Source organism: Kitasatospora viridis (genome assembly GCF_007829815.1).
Classification (GTDB): domain Bacteria; phylum Actinomycetota; class Actinomycetes; order Streptomycetales; family Streptomycetaceae; genus Kitasatospora; species Kitasatospora viridis.
Map to the genome: position 1 here is coordinate 1 of NZ_VIWT01000008.1, position 16256 is coordinate 16256.

Below are 16256 nucleotides of genomic sequence, written 5' to 3' on the forward strand. Positions count from 1 at the left end.
CCTGCAAGGCCGGAGGCCGCACCCACACCCTCTCCCTACGGCACTGCGCCGAACTGGCCGGGCTCTCACTGTCCACCACCGTCAAGGCCACCGCCCGAGTCGAAGAGCGGCACCTGATGCGCCGCCTGGACTCCGGCACCGCCGACCACGGCGCCACGTGGCTACTTCTCGCACCGTCTCGTACCCGGCACAGTCCCAAGGGCGGCGCCGCCGGTCCGGAACTTGAGTGTGTCGAGGCTGAGAACCCCGACGAGCGAATGGGCCTGGGGGCCCTTCGCGTCTTCGCCGCAGTCATGTCCCTCGACGCCTTCTCCTTCCGTGGACTGGGTGCCTCCAGCGCCAAGCTGGTAGCCGCGCTCAGCGAGATGGAGCGCCCGACCCTTCCCGAGCTGGCAGCAGCCGCTTCCGTCAGCAGGCCGACCGCGTACCGGCACCTGCCGCGCCTGGTCGACCTTGGCCTGGTGGTTCGGGAGGGCGAGGTCTACCAGCTCTCCCAGGACTCCTCAGAGGCCATTTCCCGCGCCCTGGCGGCCGAGGAGAACTGGGAGCAGGACTGGGTCGAGGTAGCCGTCGCGCTGGGCTCTGACGGGGTCTCCGAGCGCCGCCGGGTGCTGCACCTGAACCACCGTCGCCGGTGGGCAGAGAAGCTGCAGCGGGTAGTTGAGCGTCGTGGTGCGGACGTCGTTCCTGTACGCGGCGACGAGATGCCGCAGTGGTGCGAAGCGGTCGGGGGCCGGGTCTATGACATCGGGACCGGGGAGGAGATCTCCCGGTTCATCAGGGCCGATGACGGGCACCTCATGCTCGAACCAGATCCGAAGGACGAGGACTACGAACGCCTTCGAATGCTTGCCCGAGAAGCGCAAGAAGAGTGGGAATCAGCAGCCTAAACACTGTAAGCCGCACGACGTACCTGCCACCTGCCACAACGATCTTGCCCTGACTCCGGTCAGCAGCCCCAAGCCCGGCTCCCGGGCCTTTCGAACCTGCCCTGAACGCACTTCGTGGGTAGCCGTCTTGTCCGGCAACTCCCAGAAGTCGTAGCCCTGTTGAAGGAATCTGATCTTGGTTTGGTATTGATCTCAGGTTCGGCACATTCGATCTCCGGACCAGCTACCGCGCCCCTGGGCATGTGCCGAGGGTGAGAGGGCTCTGTCACCGGAGCCAGACCTTGGCAATGGCTGGGGAGAAGATCTCCGGGTTGCCCTGCAAGGTGAACGTCAGCTGGGTGGTTCCGGCTGGCAGGGACCTTCGGCCGAAGACCCAGACTCGGGACCAGGCGTTCGCCGTGGCCACGGGGTTGGTGAAGGACAGGGGGAACGGTGTGGTGCCGTTGAGGGTTAGTGCCAGCTGCCCTTCCACGGTGGAGGAGCCGTGGACGTACATCACGAGGGCGAAGTCCTTCAGGGCTGACGGTCGGGTGTAGGTGAAGGACGACGGTGTGTCGGTGTACTGGCGCTTGAGGTGGTTGGGTCTGTTGTCGAAGGTGGGGGTGGCGCCGGACTCGATGACCAGGTTCGAGCTGACGTTGGTCACCTTGGACAGGTCGGTGAAGTCGTCAGTGAAGGTGGAGTTGTCGACCGAGTAGATCAGGCCGAGGCCGTCTAGGGCCTGCACGAGGCTCGCGACCGCGCCGGTGGCGCCTTCGGTGAAGATGACGGCACGGAAGGCTCCCGGAGCGCCCCAGACGCTGAGGTTGGCCCCTGCACCGCCGAGCATGACGTCGCTCGGAGCGTTGAGGTACCAGGGCACCACGGTGTTGTTGAGCAGGTGCAGGAACGGTCCTGGCCAGTCGCCGGTGTCGGGGACCGGCGCGCTGCCGAGCAGCAGGTTGCTCTGGAGGTCGCTGCGGAGACCCGGTCCGAGACTCAGGCCCGAGGTGGCGGTGACCCCGGAACCGATGACGATCGCCTCTGGAGCGGTCGCTGAGAGCTGACGGCCGATCAGGACTTGTGAGGCTGCCCCGGAGAGGCTGGACGCCCCCAGGACGGTGCTGGAGGGACCAGCCTGGGCCCCGGCGCCCACCGCCAAGCCCAGGGCCTGTGCTGCGGCGGCTGAACCGATCGCGGTGCCCCCCTCGCCGTGGGCTGCGGTTGCGTGGCCGACGGCGACAGAGCCGATCCCCTGGTCGGTGACTCCGGCACCGGCCCCATTCCCGATCCACACCTGCCGGGGGGCATAGTCCGTCGGGTCGAGGCTGCCGAGCACCACCGAGTCCGGGGCGTCACCGCTGTGCTGGTGGGAGGCAAAGGCGTTGGCGGCCTGCCAGGTGGCCGTGCCCGCGTTCCCGCTCGCGAGGATCGAGGAGCCGGTGACGCCCCCAGGCGCGGTGACCTTGATCGGAACCTCGGTCTGGGCCAGGCCGTCCGGGGGTGCAGGGATGTCTACGTTCGGCAGCGTCAGCGTGGAGTTCTGCGCGAAGGTCACCAGCACGGTCACCCGCATCGGCAGGTCCGTCCACAGGTTCACCACCGCAGGGGCGCAGAGGACGGGGAGGTCGAGAGGACTCCCCCCGACAGGGTCGGAGTAGACCGGGACCGAGACCGGCTGCCCGGTGAGGGTGTCGAGGAGGGAGACCTGGGCGTAGGGGTACAGCTGGCCGGTGGAGTCGACCAGCGGCAGGTAGAGATGGCAGCGCTCCACGGAGCCCTCCTTCATTCAGGTCGTCGGCAGGACCGGCAGGTCGTAGTCGGGCTGGAAGTAGAAGTACCGGAACTGGGAGGTCGCTCCGGCCGGAGACAGAAGACCGACCCCCTTGGCCTGGGGGAAGTACGGGCCGATGGGCACGCCGGTTGTTAGGTTGGCGACGTCACCGAGGGATGCTCCGCTGCTCAGGTTGCAGGCCAGCGTGCTGCCGTTGAAGCGCAGCACGACGTCGGTCTCGGCGGTGATCGACGTGCTACCCGGCAATGTGGCGATGGTGGTGGCGGTGCCCCCGACCACAGCTTGGATCTGGCCGCTCTGGGTGAGCATGAGGTAGTTGGAGGCGTCCTGACGGCGGAACACCAGCCCACCGGCGGCGGCGACGGCCCCGAACCGCGTCACCAGCCAGCCGCTCCCCCGGTTCGGGGTGACGAACATCGAACTGCCCGAGGCCAGCAGCACCCCGTCCTTGCTGGCCGTGGCGGTCCCGGTCACCGTCCACCTCCCGTCGGAGGAGTCGAGTGAGGTGGGCGTGTAGGTGCTGGTGCTCGGTTGCTCGATCGTCCTGCTGGCCTGGTGCCAGAGGAACAGGTCGGCGTAGGACGGCTGGAGGGCCGTCCAAGCGGTGAGCAGGGTGTCCGTGCCCCGGGTGTCGACACCCATGTACGACCCACCGAAGAAGAACATCTGCCGGGGGAAGGACGTGGTCGGAGGGTAGAACAGCCTCGGCTCGTTGAAGATCAACGGCACCTTGTAGTCGACGAGGCAGACCACCGAGCTGTAGAACTGCGAGACCAGGATGTCGTGCCGCTTGCCGTCCCAGAGGTTCACCTTGCCGCTGAGAGGAATTGCGGCCTCATCGGATGGCAGGACATCCCAGGGCGCAACCGAGGCGTCGTACCCGAAGTACATCCGGGCCTCCTGGTTGCGCCTGGTGAAGGCGAGGTAGTACCGGTCCGCGCCCGGGGTGTAGCTGGAGCTTCCGGTGTGCTTCACGCAGAAGGCGAAGTCCTGCACCCCCCAGACGTCCCCGGCGCTTTTGCCGTTGCCCCAGGCGGGATCGAGCACCACGCCGGTGGTCTGGGGAATCAGCTGGATCAGCACGGAGCCGTCGCTGCTGCCGACGTCTCGCAGCGCGGCCATGCCGTCCGGAGAGCCCTTCTTGGCACCCCAGCCGGGGAGGACGGCGGAAGCCGAAGGCGAGCCGAAGGACCACTGGGGGCTGCTGAGGCTGGGCCCGAGAGCAGGAGCATAGGTGTACGGCTTCGGGCTGAAGTCCGGGTTCCCGAGGGTGCCGTCGACGGTGACGCGGCCAAAGGCGTCCAGGACGCCGGTGGCGTACTGATACAGGACGCCCGGCGCGATGACCATTGACAAGATCTGGCCTCCTTAGGTGCCTTGGGTGGTGCCGTTGTTGATCAGTCCGGTCGCGGCGAGGGCAGTCAGGACGTTGCGCAGGGCGAGGTTGTTGCCGTCAGCCCCGGTGACGGTTGGGCGAGTGGTCCCCTCTGTTCCGAAGAAGCCGAGCCTGGACGCATCGGACGAACCGAGATTGACGGCGCCGACAGCCGAGAGGCGTCCGGCCACGACCACCTGCCGGTAGACGGACGACGAGCCGAGCATGATCTGCAGCGCTGCGGTCGTCATCGCCGACTCGCCCAGGGCCGTCGACCCGGTATGGGCGGCCTGCACCTGCGCATTTCGCCCGATGGCGACGCCGTTCGGCGCGAGGCCCTGGGCGCCAGAGCCCAGGGCCAAAGCCCCGTTCGCTCCGGTGCCGACATACGCGGCCGAGCCGATGGCGGCTGAGTCGGCGCCGTATGCTTTCGCGCCCTTGCCGACGGCCACGCCGTTGGTCGCGTCAACGTAGGCGCCGCTGCCCACCGCGAGCCAGCGGACCGCGTTGGTGTTGCCGGTGGCTCCGGCACCGATCGCCGTGCTGCTGTCCGAGAACGCTGCGGCCGAGATGCCGACCGCCGTCGACCCTGGTCCCCACGCCTGGGCCCAGTACCCCACCGCCACGCTGTTGGACCCGGCCGCGTTGGCATTCACCCCAACACCAACCGCGCCACTGGACTTCGCCTCGGCCCCGGTCCCGAGGGCGACGGAGTTCGGGCCAGCACCCGGGTGGGTGTGTGCGGGAACCTGGCCTCCGTAGACGATCCGTACACCCGTCAGCCATGCCTGGTGCCCGGTGTCCGGGACGAACGTCGCCGCGCCCTGGAACTCGAAGGTGGCCGCCAGGTAGCTGCCTGGCGCGAGTGGGTACCGGTAGTACCCCCAGTCGCGTACCCCTGTGATGGTCTCCAGGATGGTCCGTGTGCCGTCCGGCTTCGTCACCGAGATGCTGACGGACTCCCCGGCGGACTGGCCGACCTTCAGCCAGCAGCCGACGTATCCGGTTTCCAGGAGGTTGAAGCCCGGGGTGACCACCATCAGGTCACCGGCGTCGCCGGTGTGGGCGACCTTCAGGGATCGGCTGAGGCCCTGCTGGTCGGGGACATCGGTGCTGTAGGACCGCGAGGTTGTCGTGCGCTGCATCAGAGACCAGCTTGGTGGGTCCTGACCGGCAGAGAAGCTCTCGGCCAAGACGGTCACCAGGACGGACAGGCCGCTGCTGCTCGGGGGGTCGCCCCACAGCGCCTGGCCCGGGGTCGCCCCGGCGAGCAGCATCTTCCCGGGGAGCGCCTGGCCCACGATCCTCAGCGAGGAGTCGGTCCACACGACCGTCTCCGGCGCAGCTGTGGCATCGAGGTACACCAGGATGTCGCTGTGCCCGGCGGCCTGGACCAGGATGCTGACCCGCTGGGGGGCCTCCACCCAGAAGTCGATGATCCCTCGGTCGGCGATGAATGGGTTCGGCAGCGTGTCGGTGCCGCTCAGCGAGGTGAACATCGGCTGGTTCAGCGGCACCGACAGCCCGGACTCGCGCACCGTCACCTGCGCGCCGTACAGCAGCGTCCCGTCAGTGCCCGTGATGGGCTGGTAGACGTGTGCCCTGGCGGTCATGGCCCTCCCCTCGGAGTCTGCAGTTCCACCCCTTCAGGGCCGTCACCGCCAGCTGAGCAGCATCAGTGAAGGCCCGGGGTGAAGGCGGCCTTCACCCCGGGCTTCGAAGAGCAGCGTCAGCCGAGTGCAGCCCAGTACGGGGAGGAGGACAGAACGATCGAGCTGATGGCGAGGTTGGACGGCAGCGTCTGCAGGCCGGAGCCGACCGTCCCCCATCGTGCGGTAGCCGCCGTCAGGTTGATGTTCGCTCCGGCCGCTGAGACGCTCGATCCGCGAGTGAAGGTGGGCAGCGTGGTCCCGTTGGCCAGCAGCGCTACCCAGTAGGACCCGGCCGGAAGAACCACCGGCCCTCCCACCAGCGCCATGAACTTCGGTCCGCCCGACTGCCACGAGGTCGCCTGGTCGGCGGTCGAACCGACCAGGTTGCCTGTGGCGTCGTACAGCCCCACCCAGCACTGACCGGTCGTCAGGCCGCTGCCGCCGGTGACGACCTGCGCGACGATGTTGGTGACGGTCCGGGGAGCCCGAAGAACGATCTTGATCAGCTGGACGACACCCGCCCCGAAGGCCGAGTTGGCCGTGACCGACCCGGGGTCCTGCGACCAGGCGATCAGACCGTGGTCCGACGGGAGGACGACGTCGGGATTCAGGACATCGGACACCAGACCACCAGCGCTGGTGAACGCCAGGGACGATGTTGTGACTCTCAGGCCCGGTACGGTGCGTACGGCCTCGGTGCCGGACCGCCCCTTCTGGTCGGTGACGTTGGGGCCGCGCAGGAGCAGCTCGTTGCCTCCGCCGTCGTGCCAGGGGGTGTCGGTGGCGGCGAGCAGGCCGGACGAGACCGACACGTAGCGGCTGTGGTCGGCGTGCACCCCGTACTGGGGCGAGATCCCTCCGCTGGTGCTGCTGTCGTCGGCGCCGACGGTGACGGTGAGGCCGTCAGCGACCACCGGGCAGGTCGTGCTGATCACAGCCAGACCGGCCCAGCCGCCCCCACCGCCCGCGCCGTTGTTACGGCCGTCGCGGTACAGGCGGCAACCGCTGAGGTTGACCACGGAGCCGTCTCCGGCCACGATCCGGATGCCGTGCTGGTTGCTGCGATCGGTCGTGCAGCCGACCAGCCCCACGGGACCGAGCCCTGGGGCGATCAGGAACCCGTCCTTCCCGGACCAGCCCGACCGGCAGGCCGAGAGGGTGGCACCGCCCGGGTTCGACAGGGACCAGCCGTTCCCGGTCGCGCCGAGCGACTCGCAGTCCACGAACGTGCTGTTCAGCGGACTGGCCAGGTTGAAGCCGTCCAGAGCGGCCTTGTAGACCACCACTCGCTGCGCCCGAAGTCCGATCGGAGTGTTGGCACCGAACGCATCCACGACACTGCGAAGACCGTGCCCGCTCACACGCTGGATGTTCAGGCCACGTACCTGGACGCCCTGGACGTTGCCCGCCAGCTGCACGCCGTCCACGGCGGGCGAGGCGGCCAGGTCCCGGCCGTCGATCGTCAGATCGCAGATCTGCTGCTCCCGGGACAGCTCGGAGTACGAGCCCATCACCTGGTCCACGATCCTCACCACCGCGTTGCCCGAGAAGATCGGCAGCGGGCGCAGCGCAGTCGCCGGTACGACGTCGGCGGCCTGCTGCTCGATGTTGGCGTGCGACCCGAGCAGGGTGACCGACGGCGGGATGTAGAGCGGGGCGGAGGTGCGGTAGACGGCCGGGAGGAGGTAGACCGTGCCCCCCTTGGGGCAGACGTTGAGCGCGGCCTGCAGGGCCGCCGTGTCGTCGGAGACCCCGTCAGCCTTTGCGCCGAAGTCGCGCGGACTGACCCACCGCAGCACGGTGACCGTTCCCGCACCCCCGGCCGAGCCGCCTGCTGTGCCGCTGTCGCTGGTGGGCGCGGCCTGGGTGGCGAGCAGACCGCCGTCGCTGACCTGCAGGAGCCAGCGCTTGCCTCCGGCGCTGCGGACGACGAACGAACCCGCGACCTCGACCATGTCGGTCGGGGTGCCGAGCATGACCTGGCCAGGTGCGGTGGTGGCCGCCCCGGCGCCGACGGCCGTGGACGAGGCGTGCCGGGCGGTGGCCGCGAAGCCGAGCGCCGTTGACGAGGGCGCGCTGGCTCCGGCGCTCGCGCCCACGGCGGTTGCCCCGGCTGCGCTAGCCGAGGTGTTCGCTCCGTAGGCGCTGGACACGTCGGCCAGGGCCTGCGCCGCCCGCCCGGCTGCCGCCGAGTCCTTGCCCGTAGCAGCAGCTGATACACCGGTGGCGGTGGCCCCGACACCGGCGGCGGCAGCGCCGCTGCCCACCTGCATGGAGTTCGCCCCGGAACCGGCGTGGACGGAGTCGAGGCCCGGTGCGGTGACGTCCAGATCCTCCCAGAACTCCTCCGGGTTGCCCGGGGAGGTGATGCCGATCTTCACCCGGCTGGGCGCGTCCAGGTAGAAGGAGACGTCGCCACCGTTGGTGAAGAACGGGTTGGTCTTCACCGCTCCGGTGCTGCCGTCGGTGTAGATGGTCTCGGAGATCTGGACGTTGGTGCCCGCCTCCAAGATGCGCACCTGTGCCTGCGGGACACGGTTGCCCGCGCTGTCGAGGTACGGGCGGGAGAAGTGCGCCCTCACTGGCTCTCCTTCACTCGGGGTTCACTGAACAAAGGGCGGTCATGAGATGGGCTGGACCAGGGCCTCGGCCAGAGAGAACGCGTCCACGCTCGGCGGCGCGGTCTCGCTGGTCCCCTCGACGACCGTGTGTGGGAGCACGGCCGCATCGGGCGGGGTGACGGTCGGCCAGATGCGGTCCCGCCACAGCCGGGAGGCTGCCCACCACCACTGGGGGATGGGCTCGTGCCACGCCTGGAAGTACGGGTCCTGGTGGACCGGCGGGTAGTAGTCGGCCAGGGCGCTCGCGGCCCCGGCGGCCTGCAGGGTGTCCTGGTAGGGGATGGCCCCGGCCAGGCTCGCGTACCACGGCCGGATGACCACAGCGGAGACCGAGGTGCTCGGCGCGTAGCTGGTCACCCGCCACCGCAGCTGCGTGCCGCCGGTGAGGTCGTTGACCGGGAGGTCCGGGAAGACCAGGGCCCCGCGCGGGTCGTTGCGGATGTCCAGGACCGGGAACCAGTTCGCGCCGCCGTCCCTGCTGACCTCCCACAGCAGCGGGTCGGCGAACAGGGCGAGGCTGTCCACCAGCCACTCCCCTGTGCCGCTCGCGCCGTCCTGGACGATCCGCGCCCGGACGTCGCGTACCCGCTCGACGTCGAAGTCCTGGGCCACGGTGTCCCAGGAGCCCAGAGCCTCCGCCTGGTCCCAGGTCGAGGCCATGCCCGTGATCACGTCCCAGGTCCTGATGCCGGTGGTCACCGTGTCGTGCATCGAGTAGTCGACGTACCACTCGGCCACCTGGCTGTCGGCCGGGGCGTCGGCCTCGGCCAGGATGCGCCCGTCGCCGTTGACCAGCTGCAGCGACACAGGTGTGGCGAGAGGCTTGGTGAAGACCACCCGAGCCGCCGCGAAGAGCCGACCGTGGGACGGCGGCTGCACCCCTCGTACGGACTCGATGCCGCCGCTGGTGGACTCGACCTGGGACTGCTCCAGCTCGTTCCACTGCGGCCGGTTCGGGTCAGGGTTGGCATCCTCGATGGCGGCCCACGACCGGAACCGGCTCTCCATCGCGTCCCATGACGACCCGGCGTGGCCCCGGGTGACCTGGACCGTCCGGCTCAAGCTGCTCTCGTAGACGTCCGAGGTGGTCAGCGTCGCGTCACCGACCGGGCGCCAGTGCCGAAGGGTCGGGTCGGAGAACTCCGGGTCGTCGAGCAGCTGGAGCGCGTCGCTCTGCGTCGTGGCGATCTGGATGCCGAGCACCTTGCGTCGCGACACGTACGGGACCGACGTCACCCGGACTCCGGCCGTGCCTACGAGATCCGGTGTGACGAGGCCGCCTTCGGTGAAGACCCAGCTGTCCGGCTTCCCATCGGTGAATCCGTCCAGGTGAGAGGTGTCGTGGAGCAGCTCGACGTACTGCTCGGTGTCCTGCTGGGCGGCCGGGCTGGTTCGGAACGCCCGTACGCTCTTCACCGCCACGGTGTACGCCGTCTTGGCGTCCATCGTCAGCTCCACCACCCGGTACCTGTGGACCCCGGTGGCCAGCCACCGGGGAGCCTGGGTGCCGGGGAGCGGCATGAACCTCCACGGCTTCGCTGTACCGGAGCTGCGAAGGCGCTGGGCGTCCTGCGGGTCGACGGCGAACAGGGCTTCGGTGGGCAGGTACGGCTGGCCGTCGTACGGCGACGTCGCGGTCCGCTGCGGCGAGTCCTGGAAGGCCACCCCGATACTCCTGGCCGGGCCCAGGCCCGGCGGGGAGGCCGTCGACGCCTGGTCCGACGCTCGTGCCGTCGTGGCGATGCCTCCGCCAGTGTCGCCCGGGAAGAGCTGCACCCGTACGACGGGCGACCCGGTCGGGTTGACCAGCATCGGCTGAAGGTTGGTGAATTCCAGCTTGAGGAAGCTGGCCTTCACCGGCCTGAAGGTGAACGCCTGCTTCTGCAGCTGGAAGTCGCCGTTGATCGGCGTCCACACCGTCGTGCTGTAGTCCACACCAGGGCCGCCGATGAGACCGAGCGGGCACACCGAGTCGTCCCCCGGCGTCACCAGCGACCCATCGAAGCGCAGCAGGGCGTTCGCGCACGTGTGCGTCGATGCGTCGACCGCTCCGCCGGGTGTCATGCCGTAGCCGGTCGGATCGCCCCAGTAGGCGTCGATGGCGCCGATGTCCTGGGCGCGGCCCTGCGCCAGGAACAGCGACGTGATCCGAAGCATCCCCCCAGGGCCACCCGAAACCGGGCCGCCCAGCATCACTACCGGCCCCGAGGACGTCGGCCCCGATGATCCGATCGGCTGGATGCGGGTGCTCCAGGGAGTGCGCACCGTCAGGTTCTCGCCGTCGAAGGCGACGGCCCACGGCACGCGCGCGTTGAAGCCGAAGTCGATCGGATCGAGGGAGACCGTCAGCTGGCCGAGCGTGGCCGACACCGCCCCGCTGCTGACGCAGACGGCCAGGCCACCGGTGTCCAAGATCGTGTGCAGGGTGCCGGAGACGGACGTGAACTGCGGCTGAACGATCCCGGCGACCAGGAACGGCTTCGTGGTGTCGAACTGCAGCGCCGCTCCGTCGATGCGTACCGCATCGGCGGAGCCCGGCAGGTACAGCCCCTCCTTGCTCGCCTGAACTCCGTCATTAACTGCTCTGACCTGCGGAAATCCGAGCGGTTCACTGATCGGCGCGAACCTGAAGACTCCCCAGTCCTTCACTGAATCAACCGGGGCGTAGTACAGGTTCACGGTCGGCCCGGAGGTCAGCGGATCGCACTCGATCCGGTCGATGACCTGCGGCTTGCCGTCAGCCGAGCGGACGTCGAGGTACAGGTTGACCACCGCGTTCGGCACCGGCTGCGGAGCACAGCGCCACACCCCTCCGTCACCAAGAACAGAGGCTGCACGGCTACGTCGCACCACGTAGTCGATCGCGGAACCCAGTAGGTCCTGGCCCTGGGCAATCGGAGTGGTGTGACTGGCATCGGTCATCGGCAGCCACGGCATGTCGCTCGGGGAGGCGAGCCGGTAGCTGAGTGAGACGTCCTTGACCCCGAGGGAGTAGGCCACCGGGCTGCCGTCGGTGCTCCTGGGCGCTCCCGAGGAAGGGATGCGGGCCATGATGAGCCGGAAGCGGTCAGCGACCACCGGGGAGACGTCGACCTCTTGCGCCATCCAGTGCTGGGCGCCGAAGTGTTGCGGGTGCAATCGGAGCGTGCTGGGTACGCCCGCAGGGATGACCTGGGGCTCGGAGTCGGCGATCGTGAGCTGGGCCGGAGCCCCGCCAGGCTGCGTCAGGGGCCGCCAGACACCGCCCTGGTCCCGGTACTGCAGCCAGACCCGCTGCGGGAAGTGCGCGAGAGAGAAGGCCAGCCGGTTGACCCGCCGAGCAGTCGACAGGGAGACCTCGTACACCTCGCGCAGCGGGTCGCCGTTGGGGCGCGGCGGCGACGACCAGAACCGCTCGCCAGCGGTGGTTCCGCCGCCGGTGCCCCGGCGGGCCAGCCGGATCGCCTCGGACACGGCCTCCAGCGGCATGCCGTCGATGAACAGCGGCGACAACGCGGCGACCCCGAAGTCACCGGGGAGCTGACCTGCTGCTGGGCCGCGTCGGTTCACCGCCAGCGCGACGGCGCTGACATCCCGCGCATGCTTCGGCTCGTCGAGTCCCGCCAGGGCCGCCTGGACGGCGGCCACGTACGTGGTGAAGACCGGGGTGCGTGTAGCTGGGCCCCGGTTGGCCCGGGTCAGGTCGCCGCCGGTGAAGAACGCCTGCCTCTGGGCCAAGGTCAGCTCGACCTGGACGCCCTTGCCCTGCGCGTTGAGGTTGGTGATGTTCGCGGGGTCGGCGCCATCAGCTTCGGCCGGGCTGCCTGCCGTGACCACAGTGAATCCGGCGGTCCTCAGACTGTCGGTGATCTTCTGGGCGAGAACGGTGTCCAGACCGCTGACGTACGTGATGGCGTCCGACCCGGCGGAGCCGTGCCAGGAGACGGTGTAGTCCGACCTGGCTACCAGTGCACGAGCGATCGGCTCGTCGAACCGGGGGCCGCCGAGGAAGAGCACGTTGTTGCCGGTCGGGCGCATGCCGTCGAAGGCGTAGTACAGGTGATCGGCAGCCGTGTCCGTCGACGACAGGACGTCGGCGATCTCCCCGGTGCCGGGCTCGATGTCGCCCGCGTGGATCGCGATGTGCGCCAGGCGGGAGCCGGACGGGACGCGGGAGAGGATCTGGTAGTCGATGCCGATGCGCTGGGCTGCGGCCAGCGCGGCGTAGTTCGCGTAGGTGTCCGCCATCGTGGCCTCTCTCAGTCGTGCGTCGGGACGACGCGGCGGTCACCGCTGTACGGGTGGGCCACCAGGACCCCTTCGGAGGCAGCCCTGGCAGCGAGCAGCTGAGTCGGGTCCAGGAGGCCGCGCACGGCCGCGTAGACGCTCTGGCTGCCGTCCATCCACACGACGGTCTGGTCCAGCCCGGGGGCCTCGCTGTCGGGTATCGAGCCGGGAGCCCCCCAGGCGGGCTCGTCGGGCAGGTAGCCGTACGAACGGGCGGACGGCACGTGGGCGCCGTACGACCACTCGTCGCCCAGCCGTGTTGCCAGCGGGGGCACCGGCACGACGCGCGGTGCCGTATCGGACAGCCCGGCCGCCTGCTGGGCCGCTGACAGCGGGTAGAGGGGGGTCGACGTCGGGAGCTGGCTCGGTGTCACCTGGTAGGCCACCTGCCAGTGCTCGCTGTCGCTGCTCGCCGAGGCCACATGGACCTCGCTCTGCACCGTCAGCCCCTGAGCGTCGACCGTCAGCAGCACGGAGGCGGGCTTCAGCTTGCCCAGGACCTTGGTCAGCGCCCACTCGTCGTCCTGCTGGCGTCGCCGCCCCTCGTCGGTGAAGGGGTAGTCCTGCTGGATTCGGACCAGGACCTCGGCGCGAGTGCCGACCCCCGAGCGGCCGGTGAACGGCAGGCCCTCCATCGCGGACCACAGCTGCCCGTCGGCCTGCGTCCAGGTCGGCAGTGTCGCCTCCAGGTGGTCCCAGCTGTTGCCGATCTGGCCGCCCGCCGCCGCTTCCAGGAGGGCCCAGCTCTCGAAGACCTCCACCGGTGCGCCGATGACTGCCTCGGCGGCGGCCTTCAGCCCCGGCAGCGTGCCGCCCAAGCTCACGGCACGGGCCAGCGCCGTCATCCGGTCCCGGTAGGAGGCGTCGGCAGCCTCCATCTCCTCCCACTCATCGGGGGTGGCGGTTGCCGTGTCGAGCGCGTTGACGGCCAGCTGCTCGTCGCTGGTCCGGTCGGCGTTGAAGATGGCGCCGTAGAAGCGGTCGAGGTCGTAGAAGCGGGCGCCCTGTGCCGACACGGCACCCCACTGCGCGAGCAGCAGCCGCTTGCGCAGCTGCCCCACGCCCGACTCCCCCAGCAGGGCCTGCATCAACCGCATGAGGTGGCTCGTCGGCCGGAGGTCGTAGAGGTCGGGAAAGTGGGAGAGCTGCGAGGCGAGCGTGGTGTCGGTGACGAGCATGCTCGTCCCGGACGCCAGCGCGGTCGGCTGCGGAGCTGTCACGTCCAGCTGGAGCGGGACCAGGGTGCTGCTGGCGGCGGCGTACGGCGCGCCGCCCTGGTTCGCGGGCATCACGCCACCCCGAAGGAGTTGCGGGCCAGGTTCTTGAAGACGACGGCGCCCAGGACCGGCAGCTCGTTGTCCTCGAAGTAGGCGTCCGACGCGCGGCCGGTCGCCAGGTCGACGTAGGACACCAGCGCGGGGCCCAGCGGGCCGGTGCCCAGCGGGTACCAGGTGCTGCTGCCGGAGGCGCCGTTGCTCACCGAGGCGAGGGGGCTGATCTGCTGGATGCCCACGACGCTGGCGTTCGGATTGGCCGGGGAGTAGCCGCTGACGTCGCCGCCGTTCAGGAACCGCACGTTGTCCACGCCGGGGACCTGGTGGGCCACCGCGAGGACGTCGGAGACCTGGACGGTGGAGGCGAACACCATGCGGTTGAGGTAGTCCGACAGCGCGGTGCGGACCGCATTCTGCACCGTTGTGGCGGAGGCGCCGGAGTCGACGACCAGGCCCATGGCGAAGCGGAGCCAGCGCTGCTTCGCCTGGTGGACCTTGACGTCGCTGCCGACCAGGCGCCAGCGGTTGATGGCGTCCTGGACGCTGGAGGGAATCTCGTTGAAGGCGTAGTTGCTGCTTGCCCCAACGAGGAACGGCGTGCCGTTGACCGGCAGGTAGGAGGCATGCCATTCGAGGCCGAACCGGCTGGTCGGGGTCCAGCCGTCCGCCGTGTCCTCGTGCACCACGGTGTAGGCGTAGGTGACGCCGCCCGAAACCGTGCCGAGCGGGTGGTCCCGGGTGGCCAGGCCGTAGATGGCGCTCCCGACGGTGAGGGTCGACGGCACGGTGAGGATGGGGCCGAAGGCGAGCGGGATGAAGATGTTGCCGGGGTCGGGCTGGGACTGGTCGGCCCGCAGCCACACGCCCCGGTAGAGGTCGTTGGCGGGCAGGTTCTGGAACGCCTTGGCGTTGGAGAAGATGACGCTCTGCTGTGCGACCTGGGCTCGGACACCGCCGCAGAACACATCGACCCGGTTGGTCACCCCGGTGGTCGGGGAGTTCCGGGACACGAGCGGGAGGTACTGGTAGTCCACGGTGATCAGCTCGCCCGGCTGAGGGAATGCAGGGGACAGCTGCCGGATGGCTGGCGGGATCGACGGAATCCAGGTGTAGTCGTAGTCCCGGACCAGGGCCGTGCCGTCGGACCTGGCGACGCGGACCGGAGCCGCGTACACGTACGCGGCGTTCTGGATCTGCGCGACGGTGTCGCCGCTGCTGGGGATCTGGAGGATCTCCGTGCGGGACTTGGAGGCGCCGATGACGTTCGCCGCGTAGCAGTCGGGGTCGTCCAGCGCGATGCCGGTGAACATGCTCTCGGTCCCGGCCAGGCTCCGGAAGACGGTCCGCTTCCAGCGCGTGCGCAGCTCCGAGTCGGTCTCCCGGCTGGTGCCACCGGTCATTGCGGTTGGGTTGACGACGGTGCTGACGCCTTGGACGGGGCTCGCCAGGGTGTCCAGGGCCCCGGCCGCGACGTTGCCCGCTGCGCCTGCGGTGCTGGCCTGGACGGCGACGGAGGCACTGGCGACTCCCGGCAGCAGGATGCCGCCGGTGACGGTCTGGACGACCTGCGAGGGGTCGGAGGCGGCATTGATCTCGACGCCGACCGGGATGTAGACCGTGGAGTTGAGGTCCTGGCTGCGGGAGAAGGTGACGGTGCCGACGGCACGGCGGGCCGGGATTCGGCTGATCCCGAAGAGCTGGCAGAAGGAGTCCAAGTCGGCGTCGACCTTGGCGTCTACGTCGTAGGCGTAGCTCAGCAGGTGGTTCTCGACGTAGGCGTCTGCAACGGACGCAGCCACGGCGTCGAGGATCTTCCGGGCGACGGACCCGACGCCGGTGTCCAGCTCGGGGTCGGAGATTCGCAGTGCCTCGCGCATCTGCGAGACGATGTCGTTCTGGGATGTGGCCACCTTCACTCCTCCCTGGCCGAGGTCGTACCGAAGTTGAGAAAGCCCTGGTCAGAGCGGTGAATTTCAGTGATGTGGGCAGGTGAATGGTTCACAGGTTCACCGTCCGGGCGATCTTCACCATGGCTCCGGCGCGGGTCTTCAGCTCCACGGCCACCACCACGGTGTCGAAGGACGGGATGGTGGTGATCGAGACGATCTGGCTGACCACGTCGCCGTAGTCGTACCGGGAGCGAGCGCCCGACAGGGCGTCTGTGGCGAGATCAGCGGCCTGGCCGTCGACGTACTGCTGCAGCACCCGGACGACCTCGGAGCGCACCAGCAGCTCCAACTCGGCGTCGAGGGGCTGGCCGATGTACGAGCTGAGAACCGATCCCCAGGTGGGGTGGTACTGGTCGTTGCCGTACGGTTCGGCCAGGGCGAGCGCCAGGTCCTGGCGGATGCGAGACGCGCCGGTGAGCATGCCGTATCCGCCCTCCCCCACGATGAGATCCCCG

9 protein-coding genes are annotated in these 16256 nt (G+C 69.4%); 1 reads left to right on the plus strand and 8 read right to left on the minus strand.

All coding sequences use genetic code 11. The annotated features are described in order from the left end of the window. On the plus strand, nucleotides 1–890 hold an 890-nt coding region (locus FHX73_RS42235), incomplete at its 5' end, for a helix-turn-helix domain-containing protein (RefSeq protein WP_145911433.1). 265 nt (nucleotides 891–1155) lie between these two features. Here the strand turns inward: FHX73_RS42235 and FHX73_RS42240 are convergent. The 8 genes from FHX73_RS42240 to FHX73_RS42275 all read right to left on the minus strand — a co-directional run bounded on the left by FHX73_RS42240 (nucleotide 1156) and on the right by FHX73_RS42275 (nucleotide 16243). Next, on the minus strand, nucleotides 1156–2643 hold the full coding sequence (locus tag FHX73_RS42240) for a hypothetical protein (protein WP_145911434.1): 1488 nt from the start codon (nucleotides 2641–2643) through the stop codon (nucleotides 1156–1158). Nucleotides 2644–2658: 15 nt separating this feature from the next. Beyond that, nucleotides 2659–4020: a hypothetical protein gene (locus FHX73_RS42245; RefSeq protein ID WP_145911435.1), complete on the minus strand. Its 1362-nt coding sequence runs from the start codon at nucleotides 4018–4020 to the stop codon at nucleotides 2659–2661. A 12-nt stretch (nucleotides 4021–4032) separates the two neighbouring features. Next, nucleotides 4033–5652, minus strand: coding sequence for a hypothetical protein (locus tag FHX73_RS42250; protein WP_145911436.1), 1620 nt, complete (start codon nucleotides 5650–5652; stop codon nucleotides 4033–4035). A gap of 116 nt (nucleotides 5653–5768) precedes the next feature. Beyond that, the gene (locus tag FHX73_RS42255; RefSeq protein WP_145911437.1) at nucleotides 5769–8273 is read right to left on the minus strand and encodes a glycosyl hydrolase family 28-related protein; all 2505 of its coding nucleotides are present in this window, start codon (nucleotides 8271–8273) and stop codon (nucleotides 5769–5771) included. Between the two features lie 39 nt (nucleotides 8274–8312). Next, on the minus strand, nucleotides 8313–12539 hold the full coding sequence (locus tag FHX73_RS42260; protein WP_145911438.1) for a poly-gamma-glutamate hydrolase family protein: 4227 nt from the start codon (nucleotides 12537–12539) through the stop codon (nucleotides 8313–8315). Nucleotides 12540–12550: 11 nt separating this feature from the next. Next, entirely contained in the window at nucleotides 12551–13867 is a 1317-nt protein-coding gene (locus FHX73_RS42265; protein WP_145911439.1) for a DUF7297 family protein, read from the minus strand. Continuing rightward, complete coding sequence (locus tag FHX73_RS42270; RefSeq protein WP_145911440.1) at nucleotides 13867–15762, minus strand: baseplate J/gp47 family protein; 1896 nt, start codon at nucleotides 15760–15762, stop codon at nucleotides 13867–13869. Before FHX73_RS42270 ends, FHX73_RS42265 begins: the two co-directional genes overlap by 1 nt. A gap of 88 nt (nucleotides 15763–15850) precedes the next feature. Next, nucleotides 15851–16243: a hypothetical protein gene (locus FHX73_RS42275; RefSeq protein WP_145911441.1), complete on the minus strand. Its 393-nt coding sequence runs from the start codon at nucleotides 16241–16243 to the stop codon at nucleotides 15851–15853. Nucleotides 16244–16256 lie beyond the last annotated feature (13 nt).